This window comes from Paenibacillus sp. FSL L8-0641 (assembly GCF_038006265.1).
Taxonomy (GTDB): Bacteria; Bacillota; Bacilli; order Paenibacillales; family Paenibacillaceae; genus Paenibacillus; species Paenibacillus polymyxa_D.
The window spans coordinates 1,935,335-1,957,611 of record NZ_JBBOUW010000001.1 but is presented as its reverse complement, the minus strand read 5'-3'; the positions used below and the strand labels follow the sequence as shown (position 1 = coordinate 1,957,611).

Here is a 22,277-nt window from a genome sequence, read left to right as displayed (position 1 = left end):
TTTTATTGTTTTCCAAACGAAATAATTGTACCATCCGGGGCTAAATCAATATACTTTCCATTCTTCTTGTATCTAATTACTCCCTGTACTTTTCCATCCACAGGTTTTTTTGTAGCACCACGCAGATTTTGAGCAAACCCTTCAGCTTTTCTGATATATTGGGCTACATCTTCGGCCCCTACCTCTGTCCCATGCTTCTTAAAGTGAGAGATTGCCGAATCCCCTACGGAATCGAAACTTCCTTTATTCCATTTTGACAAGTTAGAATTTGTTAGATCAAAAGGATTACAGTTGATATTATGAACCCAAATCCCCAAATCACTAACAAAGTAGGTGTGGAAGTCATCGACTGTAAAATTGTACACCTTAACCTTCTCATCATGCTTTACAATATTGATTTTATCCACCGTCAAGGTATTTCCGTTGCTTTGCTGTAGCTTATTCCCTACCTGTAAGTCAGCTGCTAAGACCCAACCTTTACCTTCAACCCAAAACGGATGGTTTTCGGTTGTTTCGATAATTTGATCGCCTACCGTAAGTTCATAGGTGATCTCCTTATCATTTCGATACAGATGCGTGACTTCCTTGTAAGCCTGTTCATCTGTTACTTCATCCTTGGCGAGAACCTTATCTCCGACTTCAATGTCTTCGATATTCTTCTCCCCTTCGTCTGTTTGAACTTTAGTCCCCGCCGTAAAGCAATTACAAGGGAGTGCCTTGGCTGATTTCAGATTTTTTTCTGTCAATTCAACAGAACGTTCAACATATCTTCCCTCCTTACTCGTCAGCTGTATGATCAATTTTCCACCTTTAACAAACTTACCAACAGGTATAAATCCTGCCAGAGCAAGTGTTTTGTCATATGCGGACGATTTGGGATCAAGTATCGTGTTTATATCATCTACAATCAAGAAATTGGCTACAGCCGTGGATGCCTGAATAGTTCCTGCTTTAAACTCATTCCAGCATGTCCCCATGCCTACTCTTTGACAATGAATAGCCGTCTTCTGGTTAGTATAAAATATTCCGCCTTTAGTCGTAGGCATAAGTTCATGCCCACTAGGGTCTACATATCCAAGCGGATTATTGGCTACATACGCATACCAGTTCAAGCTCTGCGGATTGCTGATCTCTCCCTGATACGTATCCTCACCCATAAAACGTGCTGTGCCGGGATCGTACCAGCGAGCCCGTAGGTACTGTAGCCCAGTCGTGTCATCCCAATACTCGCCAGCATAACGCAGCACGTTCGGAACGGTCTCTTTGACCTTCTCCGGGCCACCCCAGATATCGTAGCTGTAGCTATTTAGTTCCTTGCCCGAACTATCACTTAGTCCTACCACATCACCGTGGCCATTCAACTGATAGTATTGCAGTTGTCCACTTGCTTTGTCTTGTCTGGCCCACAGTTGACCGGACAAGTCATACACATAAGCGTAGATGATTTTCGCTGTTCCACCTTGGACCTCGGCTTCCGCAATTAGCTTCGCTTCTCCGTCATAGTAATACCGAGTCGTTTCTCCGCCCTCTGTACGCTCGTACAGTAGACCGTCTCCGTTATAGCTGTACCCGACCTCTTTGCCTTCACCGCTCACCTTTGTCAGACGGCTGACAGAATCATACATATATTCAGCGTTTTTCATACCGAACACTTTGCCACTGCCTTCGGCGCTTCGGTTCCCGTTTGAATCGTAGCCATAGGTCTTGTTCTTCTCACCTGCGGCTTCGCTGGCAATACGGTTTGACGGGTCATACCCAAATTGGTCCGTTGTTCCGTTTTGTGTACGTCCGATGATGTTTTTATTCCCATCCCGTTCATAACCAAATTGGTGTAGCGGTGTACCGCCTTGCTCCACCGTAACCCCGGACAAATCCAGTCCGTTATAGCTGAATCGCGTACTCAGCCCTCTGCTCGAAGCCTGACCTTTCAGCAAACCATTCGGTGCATAATCAAACGTCATGCTATCCAGGGATCCACCCGCAGCAGCCGTCGCTCCTGCAAGGCTCTGCGCGTTTGCCGCACCGGCCCCAGCGCTAATGTCCATTTGGGTAACTCGGCCCACACTATCCAGCTTGGATTGAACGTGCATAGACGTGCCAGCAGCATCTGTTAGCACATAGCCTGTACGAGACTGCTTGTTGTATTCATAGCTGATGTGCGTTCCATCAGGGTACTTCAGCCCAGTCAACGCTCCATCTGATAAATCATAGGCATAGGTGGTGGTTCCCTGACCATCAGTCATGCTGGTTCTTCGTCCTGCGCTGTCATAGGTGTAATTGGTTTTAAAATCGGGACCCGCCGCTTCGGTAACTAATCCGTCAGCGTTATATTGAAAGGTAATGGCCTCCGATTTTCCTGTCAACATACGGGTGATGTTACCATCCGTATCGTAAATATTTAACGTAGTTCCCCCACTTGATTTCTCAAGTAACGTACGTCTGCCCAGTTCGTCATACGAATACACATTCTTTTGCCCATCAGAATACTGAACAGTCTTCAAATTTCCGGCCAGATCATACATATAGCTAACCTGCTGCCCGGATGGATCTGTGACCGAAGTCATTTGTCCCAGAGCATCGTAATCATAAATCATACGTTGACCGTTACCATCCGTCCGGCTAGTGACCATACCCGCATTATTGTAAGCTAAAGACTCCAGCGGCTGAAATGATCCATTCTTAGCCTCTTGTGTGGAGGTCACACGACCTAAAGCATCCGATACTTCACGCACACGATAACCGGACGCATCCGTCTGAGTGACAGTACGATCCACTGCATTATACGCCATGGTATCTGTTGTTCCATCCGCATAGGTCGTCTTTACAGGTCGTCCAAAAGCATCATAGGCATAGCGAGTGGTTGCTTGTTCGGCATCCGTGCTTTCTACCATATCTCCATGATCATCATAACCATATCCATAGATTGCATCATCCACCTGCTGCTGGAGCATCTGCCCGAACGGATTGTACAATCTTTCAACGCTTACACCATCGGGTCCGGTAACAGTGACATCATTCTTATCATCCTTGTACACCACGACAGTTTGAGTGCCGTCCGGATAAGTAACCTTGGTTACACGCCCCATTGCGTCATACACATAAGACTCCGTTTTGCGTTTGGCATCTGTTTGGGACTTGATTTCTCCGGTCGGATAGTAATCATACGTATACTCAACACCTTTAGGCAAAAGCTGCCTTGTTGGGAGGTGAGAACCATAAGGAGAATCATAATCAATAGACACATTAGCATCGCTTCTGTCGTCAATTTGAGTTTTCTGGCTGCTTACATTCCCTTTTGTATTGTAAAAAGTAGAGCTGTGCGATAATAGCTTTCCTTGCTCTGTGCCTTCATAGTTTTTTAGCTCATACAAATTGCCCTCTGACTTGTAGGTGCGAACCGTCGTCAACGTTTTTCCTTCACTTATTTTGTTGACCGTCTGAGCGGGTTGAACCCAGAAAAAAGGCTCATTAGAGGTTTTATACGTATGAACAGTCTCCGATCCCGTACTTTGGGATATTTTCAAAGGAAGACCATATTCATTGTAGTCATAGGAGGTCGTTACAGGTTCTGACGAAGAACCTCCCTCCGTATAGGACTCTTGCATTTGCACAGGCAAATTCCAATCCATGGCATCATTATACGTGTAATCTATATGATAGCCGGTAGAATCTCCCTCTTGATCATAGCTGTTTAGAACAAGCTTGTCCGGTGTGTTATCTCCTCTAAAGACTTTACCGAAATGAAAGGTTTCCGCTGTACGTGTCCCTTTGGCAACCACCGTCCATTCAGCGTTTTTCCCATAGTTGGCTAGATCTTCTCCGGAATAGGTGAAATCAATTTTATTTAAAAAACGATTGCCTGCGGTTGTACTGTACATATCAGCGCGTGAAACCACCTTGAACACGCCTTGTGTACCGTATACACCTATCTGCTTGTTAAATGCTTCATAACGAATGTCTGTGATCGATGAAGTAGGTCGTACAATTCGTGTAAGCAACGCCGATGCATTTTGCTGTAGGGCTCCAGTCTTTCCTTCACCATCTACGACCACATTAAAAGGAGCGTCCATGAATGTATACGCATAGCTTGTGCTTCTGGAAAGAGAATCCAACACTTCTGACAGCACCTTGCTGCTTCCCTCGCCACTTTGGCGATAGGTGTACTGATGGTCCGTGCCCTGCTCTTTAACAACAATTTGCCCGGCATTGTAAGTGAAGTCAAGCTCTTTGCCATCACTGTTTCGAATCGATCGAATAAGCTTTACTCCACCAGAACTTGTATAATCAAACTCCACCCGATTCTTATACGCATCCTGGATTAAAATCAAATAACCGTCCTGATCGATATAATAGTCATTTCCATTCAACACTGCTATTTTGTACGCACTGCTTACTCCCTGCACACTTGCGCTTTGATCTGTACTGATCTTCAGATCTTTGTATGCATATCCTTCTAGCTGCAAATCATCTCTCAGTTCATAGGAGCCTGTTCCCGGAATATACAAATACCGTTTACCATCCTGTTTCTGCATATGAGGAAGATCCCATTTCCAGCCTCTCCCCAGACCAGAAGCTGCTTCTTCCTCGCGGATCGCACTTGTGTTTGTATACAACCCTTCATTTTGCTGCACACCAAGCTGGTTACTTGCCAATGAACTGTTATACACACGAGTCAGTGCAAAGGGTAATGAACCCGGCAACACCAAGTCCGTATTTTGCACGACAAGCTGTCCTGAAGCGGTGGACACACTGTTGTCACCGTAATCCAGCCCATAACGCGAAGTATCATCACTTAGCCTACTTTGTGCAATCGCCACCTGATCAAAAGGAGCATAGACATCTGTTGTAGCAGATACCTGCAATAAACTTTGTTGAAGTAAATCCTGCCCGATCAGTCCATTTTCTCCTAGAGTCGGAGCATATACGGAATCATTTACTCGGGGTATAGATGGGATATCCATCTCAGTCGTGTTTGGAGCCGGCTCTTTACCCTCTTCCTTATCTAGTGGATGTTGATGTTGCCTTTTCATCCTGGGTAGCCTGAGCGGGCTTTTCACCCTCCTTCAGCGCAGCCGACTCATCGGAAGGCTCCACCTTTGCATTTATGCCCAATGTCAGTTCATTCTGCTGTACCCACAAGCTTGGACTTTGTTCTGGTAATGAATTTTCTCCACCATCTTTTTGCCATGCTTTATAAATATCATATAAGGTATAGCCTTTGGATAACTGTGCATTGACCCAAGCCTGATCCTTACCTGTTTGCTGTGCAAGCCATGCTCTGGTAATAATCTGCGGAGTAGAAGACGAAGAAGATTGAGAAGCTGCTGCCTCTCCGTGTCCTTCTTCTCCATATGCCCATGTGCTCCATGGACCCAGCAACATCAGCACACATAGTAGACTACAAATATAACGTTTAAACACTCGCTCACCCCTATTAATAATGCCTATACATCTAATGATCTGTTATATTTTTTCGAAGCCAAGACATCCTTTTAATCTGTAAAAGGAAATACCTTTTTTGTCCGTTTAATGACGTTTCCGTTTAAGTCATAATCCAGTTGAATTTGATCACCGGTGAATAAAATAACTTTATTCAGTCGGTTTCCTTTGCCGTATTCGTATGAAGTATCTTTGCCAAGCGCCATATGGGCTGCCTTAATTACAGTTTGTAATGCACCGCTATTAATTTCTGACAGCTTCACATAAACCGTTTGACCTGCCTTCATCTCATACTCTAAGACCGTGTAATCCCAACCATATATTTGTGCTTGTTCAGTTGAGGAGACAAGCTGACTACTAAAATCAGGGTCCGTAAACAAGGCTAGAATTGGCTGCTGCGCAGCAAAGTTGGATTTCTCCTTCACCGCAAAACGGTAAATCCCGTCTTCTTTGGGTGTAAACCGATATTTCCCTTGTTGGCCTACCGTAAAGTCAGCTTCCTTATCTATAAGCTCAATTAGCTCGTCCAGCTTGCTGTCATCGTTATTTTTTACAGCAAACACACGATAAGGCGCTCCAAAGTTAACAGCAGGAGTAGTTGCAGCTACGGAAAGATGAATATTTGCGTTAGCTGGCACTTGCTGTTGAGTATCTGTCGCCTCTTTATGTTCTCTAATCACTTTTCCAGCACGATCTGCAACAGTGAACTGATATGTTCCACCCGTTGCTTTCGCATTCGTCAAAACAGGTGCTTCCTGGCTCCCGCGATTGATCCATACTTCCTGCTTGCCGCCAGACAAAGACGTTTTTAATAATGCTGGTTCTGTGCTTGGATCTGCTTTAATGTCATTGTTGAAATGAATGGTTACAGCTTGCGGCGAAGTGACGGTTACAACAAGCGTACCTCCTGCTCCAAGTGAGATTTCAGGTAGAGAAGCATCCATACCTGCCCTATCCACCTTGGAATTCACACCGCTACCTTCTCCATACATGGCATAGTCATAGAGACGGCTTTCGTTTGAAGCATCTGTGGTTAATGAGGAAGCCTGTGAGCCAACATTATGGAATACATAGCTTTCTCCCTGCTTGATGGTAACCTGATTGCCTGTTGGCACCTGAGCATCCTCAACGTCGAATATTCCTAACACAGCTCCATAAGTCACGGGTACATCCGAGACCGTCGTTACAATGGCATAACCTCCAGCCTGTACCAACGGCAATTGAGTCGTATCACTGGCCTGACTGTATACCGTCCCGTCTGCCTTGTAATTCATGTAATTCCACTTCATACCGCTGACTGAAATGACGTCTAGGGCCTTGTCCAAAGTGCTTACATTTATAAATTTCCGGCTTTCACCGCGTTTTAGTGTAATTCGATGGAAGGCAGCCTGCCCGCTAAGCAAAGCCTCCACCTTATTGCTATAGGTAAAGGTAATTGGCCGATCGGATACATTGGTGACAATGGCTTTACCGCCAGCGACAATCTCTGGGTCCACTGTATTGTTGAAATGATCTGATGTCAGTAATCGAAGTACTTTATAACTTGCCGAATCAAAGCGTGCACTTCCACTACTTTTGTCATGCCGCAATGAATTCGATTGACTATCATGATTACGAAACTCATACGAATCTCCCGGCTCCAGCGTCGTTTGCCCAATACCATTATCATCTTCGCTGGCCTTAAAGCTCCGATAGATACCCCCAAACGTGATTGGCGTGTCACTGGTTACCGTCACACTGGCCTTTTTACCTGCGCCAACCAAAAAGGTTGAGTTCCCGGTATTGCGCCTGGATTGCTCTGTATCATCTGCTTTATACAGGACCACATCAAATTTTCCTTTAACAGTTTTGGCTGTGCTGTGCAGATTCCTCAAATGATCACTAATATTGGTAAAAGCATAACTTACACCTTTCGAAAGTGTTACCCGCAAGAAAGCAGGATGGCTACTCGTTTCCCAGGAAAAATCATCTGTATAATCAAAGATAATAGGATTCGGACCGATCACAGTCACAATGGCATATCCCGAAGGCGGGATCATGGGACCAGACTGGCTGTTAAAACCAGAGGAATTTACCGTTCCATCCGGCTTGTAAATAGCATAGTCGAACAAGCTTCCTACCTTTTTGGAGTTATTGTAGATCGGATTCATCAGCGTACCATTGTTGTGGAAAATGTAGCTCTTGCCTACCTCAAGCTCCACACGGCTAATTGCATCTCCACCCACTGGACGGGCAATAAAATTGCGATACGGAGCCCCGTATGTCACCGGGTTTGCAGTGACCTGGGTAATTACCGCGTATCTGTCCACAGCAATCTGCGGCTTCGCCGTAGTACTACTGCCGCGTGAAGCCTCTGTTCCGTTTGCCAGATAAACAACATAGTCAAGTTTATCTTTAGATGTACCGTCACTTTCCACCGTATCCAATCGGGTTCCCACATTGATAAATTGGTAGCTTTCCCCCTGATTTAGGGTAACCCGCGCATAAGCCGGCTCTCCGGTACTCTCTATACTGTATTTTCCGTATGGAAACCCTAAAGTCACCGCATTTGAAGTTGCGCCTGTAATAATCAGTTCCTCGCCATCACCCAAAGAGGGATGAGCAATGCTATTAAGATCAGATGCGGATAAAGTTCCGTCTGCCTTGTATTTTGCGTAATCAAAACGGCGATTGTCTGCATTTGAACCATCATGCTGAATCGAACGTGCAGTCCATCCTTCATTCACAATCCGATAGCTTTCATTTTTAGAGAGCGTAACTCGCTCTAGTGCCGGGTCCTCCGATGTACTGTATGTGAAGACGTCCGTTACTTTTACGGTTAATGCTGCTGTTCCTGTATTCGTAATAAACGCTGTGCCTCCCCCAGGAACACCAATGGGGCTTATGCCATAGTCCATATGGACAGTGCTGATGTCTCCGTCCTCTTTGTAACTTACACTATCGTACAAAATGCCTTTTGATTGAGAAGCGTTGCTATATATGGACTTACTGATCGTATCTGTATTCTCGAATTCATAGGTTTCCCCAGGTTCGATAACGATTGACGTATACTCCACCGTTGCCGCCAAGCTCATCATGAGTGCATTATAAACGCTGTTTGTTACAGAAGTTGGCGGATCAAAAGAAACTGTTTCATTAGTGATCTCCTGTTCCTTCTGTACCAAATCTGCTTGGTCCAGTTGCGTTCCGTCCTTTAAACCTTGTTTTTCCGCTCCTGCCACACTAGACAAGCACAGCAAGGTGTTCGTTGCCAAAAGTGCCGTCAGAAACCATACCATTACCTTTTTACAAATCATCTAGCTGTATAACCTCCCTTTTTCTCGTCAAAAAAATGCATGTTGGGCTGCAAAGACCCACTTTTCTCTCTGTACATCCTTACAATCGTACGAAAAGAACATATTACCTCCATTTCCATTAATAATGTTACAATTTAATATATCGACACCTTAAACTTCCATTTTTATAGGCCAAATGGACCTTATTTTCCATAAACCGGTTAAGCCCATGGGATTAAAAGAAAATCAGGAGAGGAGTCACTTGCAAACCCCCCTTCGGGTATAGTAGTATGTGGTTAAAAAAAATCGGAGGGTATATGCCTAAACAACAAGATAAACATTCCATTCAGGCGTGGTCTCTGATCAATCGCAAATATTTGGGAAAAGGCGTGCGTGTCAAACGTTTTCGTAAACCAACACGCTGTCAAGTGCGCAATCGCGTTTTGCTTGCCGTTTTGATGGCTAATGACATTAAACTGTCCCAACTTGCCGAGGAGCTTTCTATTTCCTCCCGTAGTGTCAGTGCGTGGGTATATGAAGGTCGCATTCCCGGCAACACTAATCTGGAAAAGACGTGTAATACACTTGGTTATCCGCACCATATCCTATTTAATGAAGAGGTTGTCCGGCGTTCACCACTCATCTGTCAACCAGCGCCGTCCCGTTTTATGAAACGGACTGTGACTCGTTCTCCGGTTAAAAATCGGATTTTGGCGGGTCTATGCATGGTACATGATATTTCGGTGACCGATGTGAGTCATTGGATTGGAGTTCACCCCGGTACATTTCGGAAATGGTTGCATCAGGGTACCGTTCCTTCGCAAACTTTCCAGGATCAGGCGGAACAGTTTTTCCGTATTCCAAAATCCATTTTGTTTGCTGATGCCATGCTGAAAAAGTAAAAATGTCCGTAAAAGAGAAATGATTGTAATTTTCATGAAAGTCTTTGAAAGGAACGCATTACCATCTTTCATTCGCTGAGACTTTCACATCATGTAATTTCACAGAATATAAAATGCAAAAAGCACAGTCTACCGATTCCTCGGTGTACTGTGCTTTTTAGATAACAGAGCATTTAAATATTTCTTGCTTATATTTTATCAGTATCTTAAGAATGAATGCTTACCGCTTCAGTTGAACGTCCCGCTTCTTCCTTAATGGACTTTAGCTTTTTCATCACAGGGTTGCTCCACGTCCAAAGTAGTCATGAAGACGGCAGTATTCCTCGTACAGCTTATCATACACGGCCGCGTTCTCAGGGATCGGTTTGAAGCTCTCGTCCCGTACACGTGCCATATGACGCGCTGCTTCGATGATATCATTGTATCCTCCAGTTTCAGCTCCCGCAGCCACTGCTGCGAACATGGCCGCACCCAGCGCAGGAGTTTGGGTGGAAGCAGCAACCTTAAATAAATTCCCGTCCGGTTACGTCAGCAACGTATACCCGACAATAAGCCCTGTCAGGTTAGTGTCGACCAACAGAGAACGGTTACAGACCGATTGCATTGACCCTTTATTCTTGGTTCTGCTTTCATTATATAGTTGTACGTACAACTTAGCTAACCTTTTTATGTTTTTTCGATAGATTTATGTACTTATTTTCAGAAAAGATATAACAATAACAGTCTATTTCTGCAATCCAGAAAACAGACTGTTCGGTATGGCGAGAACCATGCCCATCAAATATGAAGCGTTACAGCTGTATACTTACTAACCTGTCCTTACATGTTAAGTAATAAAAGTGACTGATCTCCCAGCCTAGTGTTCTCCAGGCATGACCTGGACAGGCCCTGTAGATTCACGAACGATGAGCTCAGGCGGTAGAATTAACTGACGATCTTCTTCATGGTACCCCTTCTCTTCAATCATCGACAGCATGGTATCGGCAGCACGTAACCCCAATTCTTCCTTTGGATGCCGAATTGTCGTTAGCTTGATTTCTGTTGCTGTCGCCAAAAACGAATCATCAAACCCAACCAGCGATAGATCATTGGGTATATTCAGACCCGCCGAACGTACAATATCCAGGAGTCGAACAGCCAACTCATCATTATAGGTCATCCATCCAGTAGGACGCTCCCCCGCCTCCATCGCCAGCAGCCTCGACGCACGTTGTAGCGGAATCTCATTTTTTTCTTCTGTCCGGTAAGTCGTTACTGCGTTCGGGTGTAATGTCACTCCGTATTTGCGGTGAGCGGCAACAAATCCCTTCATACGAAGAATCCCCTGCATATCATCGGTTTTGAAAAATCCGGCCAAGCGTCGATGTCCCAGCTTAATCAGATGCTCGGCCGCCAAAAAACCACCCTTTTCATCATCTACTCGCAGACATGGCGCATCCATTTCTTCATAACGCGCATTGATCATCAAATAAGGGATTTGGCGATTTTCCACGGTTAAATAATAGTTCAGATTGGGGTTACGCTCTCCACTTTTGGTCGGTTCAATAATAATTCCGCTCAGCGGTTGACTTAACAGCATTTCCAGGCACTGACTTTCTTGCTCAGGGTCATTACCTGTACTTGACAGCAGCATCTTGTAGCCCTGGCGACTCAATTTGGATTCAATTCCCTGTACAATGGATGGGAAAATATAATCCGAAATATAGGTTGTAATGACTCCAATAATCTTTGGATCTTCGGGCTGTTTACTGTCACGTGTCGCAACAAAGGTTCCCTTGCCCTGCATCCGAAACAGCCAGCCTTCCTGCACCAGCTCACCCAGCGCCTGACGCACCGTTTGCCGACTAACGGCAAAACGTTCAGACATTTCATGCTCAGATGGAAGCTGACTTTGCGGCTCAAGTCTGGATGAATGAATCCAGGACAAAATTTCCTGTTTAACTTGTATATATTTTGGCGCCATAATTTCCTCCGTACTCGCAATATCGTGTACCTGTTTATATTCCACGATTATAGCATACCGTTCATTTGTACATACAAATGTCACAGGAGCAGGATATCCTCGTATTGCTGCCGGAGGTGTAAACCCATTCGCTTATCCCTTCCTTGCCACACAAGATTGGCTGAATATCTAAGGACAATTTACGTAGATGTTGCACATTACGAACGAAGCAATTGATGTTCGTTCATATACTTGAGCCCAGTATAGCGATCACGCAAGGTATGAGCCGTGCGCAATGCACGAGCGAGCTGTTCCTCCGTAACTCCTAGCTCGGCAATGGTAGATGGGCCTCCGACCTGAGCCAGCCATGCACGCATCTGCTCCGACGTAGGCAAAGCCTGATACACCTTAAAAGCCTCTACATCTTGACTGGATGCTAAATCCCTGTACAGGTCAGACAGCAATGCGGATGCTACGCCTACTTTGGCACCATGCAAAACTTGCTTGCGTCCCTCTGCAATAAAATCCATTTCAATTCGGTGGGAAATATGATGCTCTCCCCCTGACGCTGGACGGGAATGATCTATCATCAGCATCGAAATACCGGATGCAATCAGCGCATTCATCAATACCTCGACACCAGCCTTGCTGCCTGCCGAAATCTCATCGACATGCTCTACACAGGCACGCAAAGCCTCCTCGGTAATGCGATTAGCCACAGGCGAATACGGCTCGTTTCCCAAATCTCTGGAAACATGCCAGTCCGCTAGTGAGGTGAACTTACCAAGCATATCGCCAAAACCTGCAGCAGTCATCGTCTGTGGCGCATTTGCCAGCACGGACAAATCAGCAAAGATCGCCTCTGGCGGAACTGCTTGGAATGTCTGCTTGCTGCCGTCCACAATCAGTGGTGCGCCTGCGGAGGTAAAACCATCCACCGAAGCAGCCGTCGGTACTGACAAGAAGGGACGATTCATTTTATAACATACGAAGCGAACCAGATCATGAATCGTGCCAGAACCTACAGCAAGTACAGCCTGACTCTTATCCGCCACACCCAGCAGCACCTTCATAATGTAGGTTTCATCAGCAATGACATCCCCTACAGCATTCGGAGGTAAACGGACTACATCAACTGTCAAACCTGCCTCCCGGATCAGCTCAGCTACTTTTTTTCCAGCCGCAACCGAAGTATGCTCATCTTCTACCAGAGTTACATGACGATAATCCTGTTGGTTCAAATAAGGAACAACAGCCTCCAATGCTCCATCTCGTACCTCAATAAACAATTCAACCTTTCGGTGAGGATGATCAGCGTTACTAGCCTGCGCCTCTTCGTTCCACAGCTTGATCTGTTCATTCATATTCATTTCATCAGCCTCCTGAAAAAGGAATAATTTGCACAAGAATGATACATAATGATTAATAGATTCCGTTTGAAAACGATTACTATTTAATTGTACGCACAAGTGTGTGTCTAAGTCCAGAGAAAAAGTACAAGTTACTTTTTAATTTATACATTCGAAAGGAACATGTTTATGAAATTTGGAACGGATATTGCCTGCGCACTTGGGTTACTGGCAGGTACAACGTTTGGCAGTGGTATTGCATTTTTGTTCGGCTGGCAAGCTTACCGGGCCCTGACTTCTGTTGCAATCTTTGGCATTGCGGGGATTATCATTACCATTGCCGTTTTTCGCTTGCTGCACCGTAAGTCGCTTTCCACGTCTAATTCTCGATAAATGCTGTTAGTGAAACGAGTGCAACTTGTATTTTGCTAGAATATAAAAAAACGGGCCTCTTAAGCCAATTGCATCGCTTGAGAGTACCCGTTTTTATTTTACACATATTCACTTATGAAGTCGTGTCTACCTCTGGGTTAACATCTAATTCATAATCAATTTCATCAAACCCGAATCCAAATAATTGGAGGAAATCCAGACGGTATTGTTCGAGATCGCCCAATTCAGATACATTTTCTGTAGTAATTTCGGACCAAGCTGCTTTGACAGCCTGCTGTACATCGTCTCTCATTTCCCAGTTATCCAGACGGATGCGTCCTTCTTCATCCGTTTCCACCGTGGACCCACTGTATAGCGTCTCGAACAGACGTTGTGCCTGCTCAATACATCCCTCGTGCAGTCCCTTTTCCTTCATGACCTTAAACAGCAAAGAAATATACAATGGTACGACTGGAATAGCCGAACTGGATTGTGTAACCAAAGCTTTATTCACAGAAACGTAGGCTTTTCCATGATAACGTTCCAGTTGCTTTGTTAGAGTATGTGCTGTAGCTTCCAAATCATTTTTAGCTTGGCCAATGGTTCCTTTACGATAGATAGCCTCCGTAATTTCGGGACCAATATACGAGTAAGCCAGTGTGGTTACCCCTTCAGCCAGCAGATCAGCTTCTTCCAACGCTTTTAGCCACAAGGACCAATCTTCGCCACCCATTACCGTGATGGTGTTCTCAATTTCCTCCTGCGTAGCCGGTTCCAGCGTAATTTCTGATACGACACCTGTATTCGTATTCACTGTTTTATTAGAAAAAGACTGTCCGATAGGCTTGAGAACGGAATTAAAAGTTTCACCCGTATCGGGATGTGTCCGTCGCGGTGAAGCGACACTATACACAATCAGGTCTACCTTGCCCAGCTTTTCCTTTACCAGCTTCAATGTCTCCTGCTTAATTTCATGAGAAAAAGCATCTCCATTAATGCTTTCTGCTATGTAGCCAGCTGCTCTGGCCGCTCTTTCAAAGGCTACTGTATTATACCAGCCTGCTGAAGCCGTGCGCCCCTCTGATGCGGGACGTTCATAGGATACCCCTACGGTATCCGCTCCCAGCCCAAAGCTCGCAGCAATACGAGAAGCCAGCCCATATCCAGTAGATGCTCCGATCACAAGTACCTTTTTAGCTCCTTGTATTGATGTACTGTCTTTGATGTAGTTGATCTGACGATTAACATGAGCCGCACATCCTGCAGGATGTGCAGTCGTACATATGAAACCACGAATTTTCGGTTTAATAATCATTGTAAATGGTCCCCCTACTTTGGCATTCATTTAATATGGATGGAATGGTTGTCCAGTCATTACTATATAGCAAATCAGCTTGTGGCTCAACATATAACATAGTCTTGAAGGTAACCGTTCATATACTACGACAACAGACATCCCCGAACTACCGACTCTATGAAAAAAAAGAAAATCGCCGTAAACATCATAGTCTACAGCGCTCTTTCACTCCACTATTCATTTTGGCTCACTTTCTAGCAACATTACATCTTCTCCTTGCTGTTGTCTTTTTTTGATATTCGCTCTTCCCCAGGTACACATTAAATCAATTATTTCATTTGCTGTTATACCATATTCCGTTATATAATACTCCACTTTTGGAGGCATCCGATTATACACATGTCTGCCAATGATGCCATCCTTCTCAAGTTCACGGAGCTGCTGTATAAGAACCTTTTGAGAAACGCCTGGAATACTACGCTGTAATTCACTTGTCCTCTTTCTACCAGACATTAGTAAGCATATGATTAAGGATTTCCACTTACCTCCGATGATCTCAAGTGTTGCTTCTATGCCTAAATTATATTGTTTCATAGTACCACCTTTTCAACGCTAAAATAACAAAGTTTATCTAATCTATAATTGCATATCATCACTCTAAGTCCAATGCACACTTTCAAGTAACTATCTTACTTTATTGTGTGTATTTACTTTTTTTAAAGCATACAGAATAATAATAGAGCATCTACTAAGGCAAATATGTTACGTAAGAAAGGTGATTTATGATGAAGACTCTCGTGATTTTAGCACATCCGAATATTGAAGATTCCAGAGTAAATCAAAGATGGAAACAAGAATTACTTCAGTATACCAATGAAATTACAATTCATGAGATTTATAAAGAGTATCCAAACTGGAGCATTGATGTTTTGAGAGAGCAAAAGTTACTTGAAACACATAGTAATATCATATTTCAATTCCCTTTATATTGGTATAGTTACCCACCTTTATTAAAAAAGTGGTTTGATGATGTTTTTACTCACGGATGGGCTTATGGTTCACAAGGTGATAAGTTAAAACGAAAGAAGCTAGGGATAGCCATGTCCATTGGCGATAAAAAAGAAAATTACATACCTACTGGTTCCGTTTCTTTCACTGTTGATGAAGTTATAGCACCTTTTAAAGCAAGCGCAGTACATGTTGGCGCCATAACATTACCCTATTTCGCTGTCTTTGGAGCCTCGTTTCAAGCAAGTGACGAAGACATTAATCAGAGTGCAAAGGATTATATCAAATATATATTTCAGTATAAATAAAATAGTTATAATAGTACACGCATCTTACCCATATAAAAACAGGCTCTTGGTGGCATCCAGCCAATCCAAGAACCTGTAAATGTTAGGCATGATGCGGTCGAGAGGACTCGAACCTCCACGGGGGGTTAGCCCACACGGACCTGAACCGTGCGCGTCTGCCAATTCCGCCACGACCGCATATTATGTATTCACACCGATGTTTTTCAATCACGGTAATTTAGATTATATCTTCCATAGAACATAAAATCAAGCTATTTTTATCTTATATTTTCTATGAATCATTCCCGTAAATATAAGAAAATCACTGGATATCACAAACCAGATATGGTAAAATGGGTCCATCAGGAAAGGAGGTGCGTCAACATCAATAATCACATGTTGAGCGTATCCCTTACCCGGTCCGTTATTCTCTAATTTACAGAGTTGACGGAGGCGCGGGATACGGATCAAAGCTTTAATTAAGCGCCACGGGTAAAAAGACCGTCCTCGGACGGTCTTTTTTATTTCAACATCATCTATAAGATTACATACTGTACTGTGAAGAGGTGACACGATGTCGATTAGACCCGCAAATGTGGAAGAGCTCAACGAGTTGGCAGCCATCTGGCTAGATGCTTCCATAGAAGCCCATCATTTTATTGCTCCGCAATATTGGACATCTCAAGTTACCGAGATGGAAAACAGGTACCTTCCTCTCGCTCAAAACTACGTTATCATACAAGATGATCATAGCATTGGCGGCTTCGTTTCCATGTTGGATGGATACTTGGCGGCTCTGTTTATACGTGTTGATTCTCAAAGGAAAGGCTATGGCAAGCTGCTATTAGATTGGGTGAAGAAGCAGCATGACGAAATTCAATTAAAGGTGTATCAGTCAAACACGAAAGCATTTAACTTTTATACTAAAAATGGATTTACCGTTCAAGCAGAATCTGTGGATGCCGAAACTGACGAGAAAGAATTTGTAATGGTATGGACAAATCATGAACGATAATGAAGTACCTTTAGCTATATAGTCTTCTTATTTAACCCATAGACCTCGGTATATAAAATCTCTTTACACGGAGCAAAATCCTGTTCAGCCAACGCACCTGGATAGCTCATAATTTGAAGCCGCAGATCAGCCTGTCCTTCTCTTAAAGGGGGCTGTACATAGTCAAAATGGTTCAGATGAAACCCCAAACGTTCATAAAAACCAATTCTTCTCTGAGTCCATTCATCCACTGGTGGCTCAACTTCCAGCACTACCGGTTTACCGGACTGTAAAATAAACTTGCTCATAAGCTCTTTACCTAACCCGCCACCCCGTATAGCCGAATCTACGGCAATATGCTCTACAAACCGAAAATCTGTAAACTCCCAGCCCGCCAAAAAAGCTATTGTTTGCCCTTGTTCGTCTTTTTTGGTAAGTAAACGATAACACGGATGATGAAGAAGAGCCCTCTGTGACTCGAATGTCCTGCATTCCGTTTCAGGAAAAGAAGCCTCCATAATCGCATATACTTGAGAGAATTCAAGTTCATTCATTTATACTTTCAACTCCTCTAACGTTAACTTGTTGGTCTACTAATGTTATTTACATTACGGTCCTAACCCTTTAGACCTTGTTTAATTCCATAAGCGTCAGCAATATGTGTTCCAACAGCTCTGGAATGTCTTCCATCTGATCTTCGTTAATTTGTCTGGAAAATCGGAGTTCAATCCTGTTTTGGTATGTAGATGTCCTCTCTCCGTAAATCTGACTAAGCGTTTGTACCGGTCGAAGATCGGGCTTCCAAATTTCGGTCAGTATATTTTCAATCCGGTTGCATTGTGACTCAATTTCACGAATTTCCATGTAAAAACTCAGCAACAAGAGACATCCCGGAATTTGATCTTTGATTTCCAAAATTTCCGCAGCCAAGTTGTTTAAATCCGCCTTTAGTTGAACCTCTGCTGTCACACTCGGGTGTTCTCTCAGTCTGAATTGGACAACAAATTCACGTGACATCACGGACATTTCCAATCTGTCGATCCGCTGTGTAATGTCAATACGTGAATCCAAATTATCCAGATCATAAACTGCATTTTCCATGGCTACTTTTAAATTATCAAAAACGGTCGGGTCGAACATTTTTCTCACCCCCAGTTGTTGAGTATAACATAGCTTGTGTTACTCCTAAAATAGGATGCCCCTTTTCACAAAAGCATATTAAGACGGGATTTTATAGTATACAGTAAGTTGGCTAACTCTTAATTGATGTTTAGTTGATAAATTTGTAAAAACGCATAATTGTGACAAAAATATATATATTTTTGTTTATTGTTACATTTTTATTCCAATTCATTGGAATAAACTATATAATACTGGATGGGATTAGCAAATTCCATTGTATAAATCCCAAAATAAAAGAAGGGAAGAGATGATTAAATGAAAAAGGCAGTTTTTTCTACACTAGGTCTTGCACTTCTATTAAGCACATCCACCGCCGTTGCATCTGCTCAAGAAGCTCAAGAAGCAGTACCCGCATTACAAAAGGAATCTATCCAGCCTTCTAATTCTTGGTACGCCGACACAGAGCCTAATAACTGGTTTGATGAGATTACCAGTGAAATAACAGTAGGAGATGGAATCGATATCTATGGGAGCTTAGGAAGAAAAATCCCTGGAGGATATGCAGGCTATTATGACTTTGTCGATTATTATAAGTTTACAGCTTCTCAGTCTGGATTCTACGAATTTAATATTCAAGGAGAGATATATCCCAAAGCATGGATGAGGCTTAGTGTGGCTGACAGTAATGGAAGCGTGAAAAGAAGTGCAGAAGAACGTCAATACCGTTTAGGTTTAAATCTTAAAGCTGGAGAAACTTACTACTTGTTAGTAGAAGCAACTGATGCTGATGTTGGTCAATTGTTCGACTATAGAGTTTCTTCTACGATTAAATAAACTAAACAGCCAATGGAGCATATCAAAAACGTAATCCTTTTTACAGGGACTATGTTTTACATCTTTGAACACCTATTATCTTACGACAAATGTAGCTATATCGTCGTAGAAGAACTGACAGTTACGTTCATATCTTCTTCGTCTTATGGCTCGTTTGTACCTCTGCATGATGGAAACAATCACCATCTTATAACAATTATACTCACATATTATTATTTCTTTTGTGTATATGATTATTTAGTGAATGATATAGAATAACAACCTAAAATTAATATGTATACTTAAATGAATGTAAACCAAAAAAAGTGAGGGCTCTTATTCATGAAAAAAACATTATTAGCTTCATTAGGTCTTACACTTATGTTGAGTACTACTGCCAGTGTCGCTTTAGCTGCAGAAGCAGATTCTGTACCAGTTGCAAAGGAAACCAACCAACTCTTCGGTAATGGAACTGACAGGGAGCCTAACAATTGGTATGATAAGGCCAGCGAAGTTTGGCTAGGTAGTGATATATACGGAACCATAGGGGAACTCATTGAAGGAAGAGACTATGATACTTACGATATGTATAAATTTAAAGCTTTTCAGACCAAGTGGGTTGATTTTAAAATTGAAGGGGATAAGTATCCTAATGCATGGTTAAATTTGACTCTAACAGATAGCGATGGTCATATGATTAAAACAACAGAAGAAGGACAGAATACTTTAGGTAAAAAACTTGAGGCTGGCAAAGAGTACTACTTAGAAGTGGGAGTGCCAGGCTACGAAATCGGTCAATTGTTCTGGTACAAGATTTCCGCCAAAATTGAGGAATAAAGATACTAATTCAGTTTCCTATACAAAAAGCCTCGCCCCTATCTCAAGGGGCGAGGCTTTTGTAGTTCATTCATTCTTCGGTACAGTCATTTAATCACATCTATTTCTTACGACAAACGAGAACTAAAGTCCTCGTAGGAGAACTGACGGATTACCTTAATGCCTTCTTCGTCGTTGTAGCTGGCGATGGCTGGCAGGTTGACTCCGTTGAACATGTGGTTTTTGACCATCGTGTAATGGGCCATGTCGCAGAATACAAGCTTGTCTCCCGGCTTCAATGGCTCTTTAAAGGAATAGTCTCCAATTACATCTCCGGCCAAGCACGTAAGCCCACCAAGTCTATAAGTATGTGCATACTCACCAGGTTTGCCTGCATCAATGATATTCGGGCGGTAAGGCATAGCCAGCACATCAGGCATATGACATTCAGCCGAAGTATCCAGAATGGCAATATCCATTCCGTTCTTCATCGTATCCAATACAGTAGCCACCAGATATCCAGTATTCAAAGCAATAGCTTCGCCCGGCTCCAGATAAACCTGCACACCATATTTATCCTGAAAATATTGAATACAGCGTACCAGCGTGTCCAGATCATAGTCTTCTCTGGTAATATGATGACCGCCGCCGAAATTGAGCCATTTCATGTTCTTAATGTATGGCCCGAATTTCTCATCCACGACTTTAATGGTGCGCTCTAGCGTATCTGAATTCTGTTCACACATCGTATGAAAATGAATACCGTCCACGCCATCCAGATCCTCAGGTCTAAAGTTAGCCAGAGTCACACCCATTCTGGAGTTGTTGTAGCAAGGATCATACAACGGCGTTTCGATTTCCGAATATTCCGGATTCACCCGAATGCCGATGTCGATTTTTTTGGAAGTTACGCCTTGCACTCTGCTTTTGTAGCGTTTCAGTTGATCAAAGGAGTTGAAAACAATATGGTCAACATACTCCAATAGCTCATCAAATTCACTGTCAACATAAGCAGGTGCGTATACGTGAACTTCCTTGTCCATTTTTTCGCGACCAAGTCTAGCTTCGAACAACGAACTGGAGGTTACCCCTTTTAAGTATTTGCCAACCAGAGGAAAAGTCGAAAACATCGAAAATCCCTTAAGAGCGAGCAAAATACTGCAGCCTGTCCGTTCTTGAACGGAATTTAAAACCTCAAGGTTTTTGACAAGAAGTCTTTCGTCAACAAGATAGCAAGGTGATGGAAGTCCTGTAATATCAATATTCATCGCAGACCTCAATCAAGCAACGTTGGCGTAAAGTTCTCTTGCCATGGCAATCCGTGTTTATTTAGGGCTTCCATAAATGGATCTGGATCAAATTCCTCAACATTGTAAACGCCTGGTTTTTTCCAGATACCTTTGATAATAAGCATTGCGCCGATCATGGCAGGAACACCAGTGGTGTAAGAAATGGCTTGGGAGCCAACTTCTGCATAACATTCCTCATGATCACAAACATTGTAAACATAATACGTTTTTGGTTTTCCATCTTTCATACCTTGGATGATGCAACCAATGTTTGTTTTGCCTTTTGTTCTTGGACCCAGAGAAGCCGGATCTGGCAAAATAGCCTTCAGGAATTGCAGTGGAATGATTTGTTGTCCTTCGTAATCAATAGGCTCGATCGAAGTCATGCCTACGTTTTGAAGTACATTCAAATGATTCAGATAATTGTCCGAGAATGTCATCCAGAAGCGGATTTTTTTCACGCCTTTAATATTCACTGCAAGAGATTCCAGTTCTTCATGGTACAAAAGATATATATTTTTCGGTCCAATTTCAGGAAGGTCGTATACCTTTTTCTCAGAAAGTGGCTCAGTTTCAATCCATTCTCCGTTTTCAAAGTAACGGCCCTTCGCCGTAATTTCACGAATATTGATTTCCGGATTAAAATTAGTTGCAAAAGGATATCCGTGGTCCCCTGCATTCGCATCCACAATATCAATCGTATGAATTTCATCAAAGTAGTGCTTTTGAGCATAAGCTGTAAATACTCCAGTCACGCCTGGATCAAAACCGCTGCCCAGCAGAGCTGTAATTCCTGCTTTTTCGAATCTTTCTTTGTAGGCCCATTGCCAGCTGTATTCAAACTTCGGCGTATCCGGCGGTTCATAGTTCGCCGTATCAACGTAATGAACACCTGTCTCAAGGCAAGCATCCATTATCGTCAAATCCTGATAAGGGAGAGCCACATTGATAACTACATCCGGTTGAAAGCTTCGAATCAAGTCAATGACCATGTCGGTGTTGTCAGCATCAAGCTGAGCCGTTTGAATCTTCGTACGACCTCCACCCAGCTTCTCTTTAAGCGCATCGCATTTCTCAACAGTTCTGCTTGCGATACAAATTTCTTCAAATACATCTGGGTTTTGGCAACATTTATGCACCACAACGCTGGCCACGCCACCGGCGCCAATAATCAATGCTTTTCCCAAAATAAATAACCTCCTTATTCCATACGCTAATCGCTAATCATTCTTGCAAACAAAATGATTATAAAGACATCCCACCAAATAATCAAGAAAAACGATAATTTGCTGTGTCAAAATTCACAGGAGCATGTCACAAAAACTTTACAAAACCCAAAATTAGGCATAAAACTCCGTAAAGTGAACAGAAA

At 43.2% G+C, this 22,277-nt stretch carries 17 protein-coding genes, 1 tRNA gene and 1 pseudogene; 6 read left to right on the top strand and 13 right to left on the bottom strand.

Features of this window, described 5'->3' with window-relative positions; genetic code table 11:
- Positions 1-2: 2 nt before the first annotated feature.
- The 3 genes from MKY16_RS08840 to MKY16_RS08830 form a co-directional block, all read right to left on the bottom strand.
- Positions 3-5,030: a polymorphic toxin-type HINT domain-containing protein gene (locus MKY16_RS08840; protein WP_340955048.1), complete on the bottom strand. Its 5,028-nt coding sequence runs from the start codon at positions 5,028-5,030 to the stop codon at positions 3-5.
- Positions 4,999-5,421, bottom strand: a complete 423-nt coding sequence (locus tag MKY16_RS08835; protein WP_340955046.1) for a hypothetical protein — start codon at positions 5,419-5,421, stop codon at positions 4,999-5,001. Before MKY16_RS08835 ends, MKY16_RS08840 begins: the two co-directional genes overlap by 32 nt.
- A gap of 71 nt (positions 5,422-5,492) precedes the next feature.
- Positions 5,493-8,735 carry a hypothetical protein gene (locus tag MKY16_RS08830; protein ID WP_340955044.1) on the bottom strand — a complete coding sequence of 1,081 codons (3,243 nt, stop codon included), beginning with the start codon at positions 8,733-8,735 and terminating at the stop codon, positions 5,493-5,495.
- A gap of 296 nt (positions 8,736-9,031) precedes the next feature.
- On the opposite strand from MKY16_RS08830, the gene MKY16_RS08825 reads away from it, so the two are divergent.
- A complete protein-coding gene (locus MKY16_RS08825; protein WP_007429779.1) occupies positions 9,032-9,616 on the top strand; it encodes a helix-turn-helix domain-containing protein in 585 nt (194 codons plus the stop codon).
- 206 nt (positions 9,617-9,822) lie between these two features.
- Here MKY16_RS08825 and MKY16_RS08820 read toward each other — a convergent pair.
- The 3 genes and pseudogenes from MKY16_RS08820 to MKY16_RS08810 all read right to left on the bottom strand — a co-directional run.
- Positions 9,823-10,205: pseudogene (locus tag MKY16_RS08820) on the bottom strand (ribulokinase); the annotation flags it as partial.
- 267 nt (positions 10,206-10,472) lie between these two features.
- Positions 10,473-11,579, bottom strand: coding sequence for a GntR family transcriptional regulator (locus tag MKY16_RS08815; RefSeq protein WP_039270176.1), 1,107 nt, complete (start codon positions 11,577-11,579; stop codon positions 10,473-10,475).
- Positions 11,580-11,776: 197 nt separating this feature from the next.
- Positions 11,777-12,928, bottom strand: a complete 1,152-nt coding sequence (locus MKY16_RS08810) for a sn-glycerol-1-phosphate dehydrogenase (RefSeq protein ID WP_340884984.1) — start codon at positions 12,926-12,928, stop codon at positions 11,777-11,779.
- Positions 12,929-13,096: 168 nt separating this feature from the next.
- Between MKY16_RS08810 and MKY16_RS08805 the strand changes: the two genes are divergently transcribed.
- A complete protein-coding gene (locus MKY16_RS08805; protein ID WP_069011059.1) occupies positions 13,097-13,300 on the top strand; it encodes a hypothetical protein in 204 nt (67 codons plus the stop codon).
- 112 nt (positions 13,301-13,412) lie between these two features.
- On the opposite strand, the gene fabV is transcribed toward MKY16_RS08805, so the two are convergent.
- Complete coding sequence (fabV, locus tag MKY16_RS08800; RefSeq protein ID WP_029516672.1) at positions 13,413-14,594, bottom strand: enoyl-ACP reductase FabV; 1,182 nt, start codon at positions 14,592-14,594, stop codon at positions 13,413-13,415.
- Positions 14,595-14,813: 219 nt separating this feature from the next.
- The gene (locus MKY16_RS08795) at positions 14,814-15,170 is read right to left on the bottom strand and encodes a winged helix-turn-helix transcriptional regulator (protein ID WP_165145371.1); all 357 of its coding nucleotides are present in this window, start codon (positions 15,168-15,170) and stop codon (positions 14,814-14,816) included.
- Positions 15,171-15,361: 191 nt separating this feature from the next.
- Between MKY16_RS08795 and MKY16_RS08790 the strand changes: the two genes are divergently transcribed.
- On the top strand, positions 15,362-15,892 hold the full coding sequence (locus MKY16_RS08790) for an NAD(P)H-dependent oxidoreductase (protein WP_165145368.1): 531 nt from the start codon (positions 15,362-15,364) through the stop codon (positions 15,890-15,892).
- Positions 15,893-15,984: 92 nt separating this feature from the next.
- Here the strand turns inward: MKY16_RS08790 and MKY16_RS08785 are convergent.
- Positions 15,985-16,069 (bottom strand) — tRNA-Leu (locus MKY16_RS08785).
- Between the two features lie 376 nt (positions 16,070-16,445).
- On the opposite strand from MKY16_RS08785, the gene MKY16_RS08780 reads away from it, so the two are divergent.
- Positions 16,446-16,886, top strand: coding sequence for an N-acetyltransferase (locus MKY16_RS08780; protein ID WP_209949809.1), 441 nt, complete (start codon positions 16,446-16,448; stop codon positions 16,884-16,886).
- Between the two features lie 14 nt (positions 16,887-16,900).
- Here the strand turns inward: MKY16_RS08780 and MKY16_RS08775 are convergent, their stop codons facing one another.
- Both MKY16_RS08775 and MKY16_RS08770 read right to left on the bottom strand, forming a co-directional pair.
- Positions 16,901-17,419, bottom strand: a complete 519-nt coding sequence (locus MKY16_RS08775) for a GNAT family N-acetyltransferase (RefSeq protein ID WP_340955041.1) — start codon at positions 17,417-17,419, stop codon at positions 16,901-16,903.
- A gap of 70 nt (positions 17,420-17,489) precedes the next feature.
- Positions 17,490-18,005 (bottom strand): hypothetical protein, encoded by a 516-nt coding sequence (locus tag MKY16_RS08770; RefSeq protein WP_209949811.1) that lies wholly within the window; start codon positions 18,003-18,005, stop codon positions 17,490-17,492.
- A gap of 297 nt (positions 18,006-18,302) precedes the next feature.
- On the opposite strand from MKY16_RS08770, the gene MKY16_RS08765 reads away from it, so the two are divergent.
- Both MKY16_RS08765 and MKY16_RS08760 read left to right on the top strand, forming a co-directional pair.
- On the top strand, positions 18,303-18,821 hold the full coding sequence (locus tag MKY16_RS08765) for a hypothetical protein (protein WP_209949812.1): 519 nt from the start codon (positions 18,303-18,305) through the stop codon (positions 18,819-18,821).
- A 321-nt stretch (positions 18,822-19,142) separates the two neighbouring features.
- A complete protein-coding gene (locus tag MKY16_RS08760) occupies positions 19,143-19,637 on the top strand; it encodes a hypothetical protein (RefSeq protein WP_069012171.1) in 495 nt (164 codons plus the stop codon).
- A 107-nt stretch (positions 19,638-19,744) separates the two neighbouring features.
- On the opposite strand, the gene nspC is transcribed toward MKY16_RS08760, so the two are convergent.
- Positions 19,745-20,884 carry a carboxynorspermidine decarboxylase gene (gene nspC, locus MKY16_RS08755; protein WP_029516665.1) on the bottom strand — a complete coding sequence of 380 codons (1,140 nt, stop codon included), beginning with the start codon at positions 20,882-20,884 and terminating at the stop codon, positions 19,745-19,747.
- Positions 20,885-20,892: 8 nt separating this feature from the next.
- Positions 20,893-22,092, bottom strand: a complete 1,200-nt coding sequence (locus MKY16_RS08750) for a saccharopine dehydrogenase family protein (protein ID WP_209949814.1) — start codon at positions 22,090-22,092, stop codon at positions 20,893-20,895.
- Between the last annotated feature and the right edge of the window lie 185 nt (positions 22,093-22,277).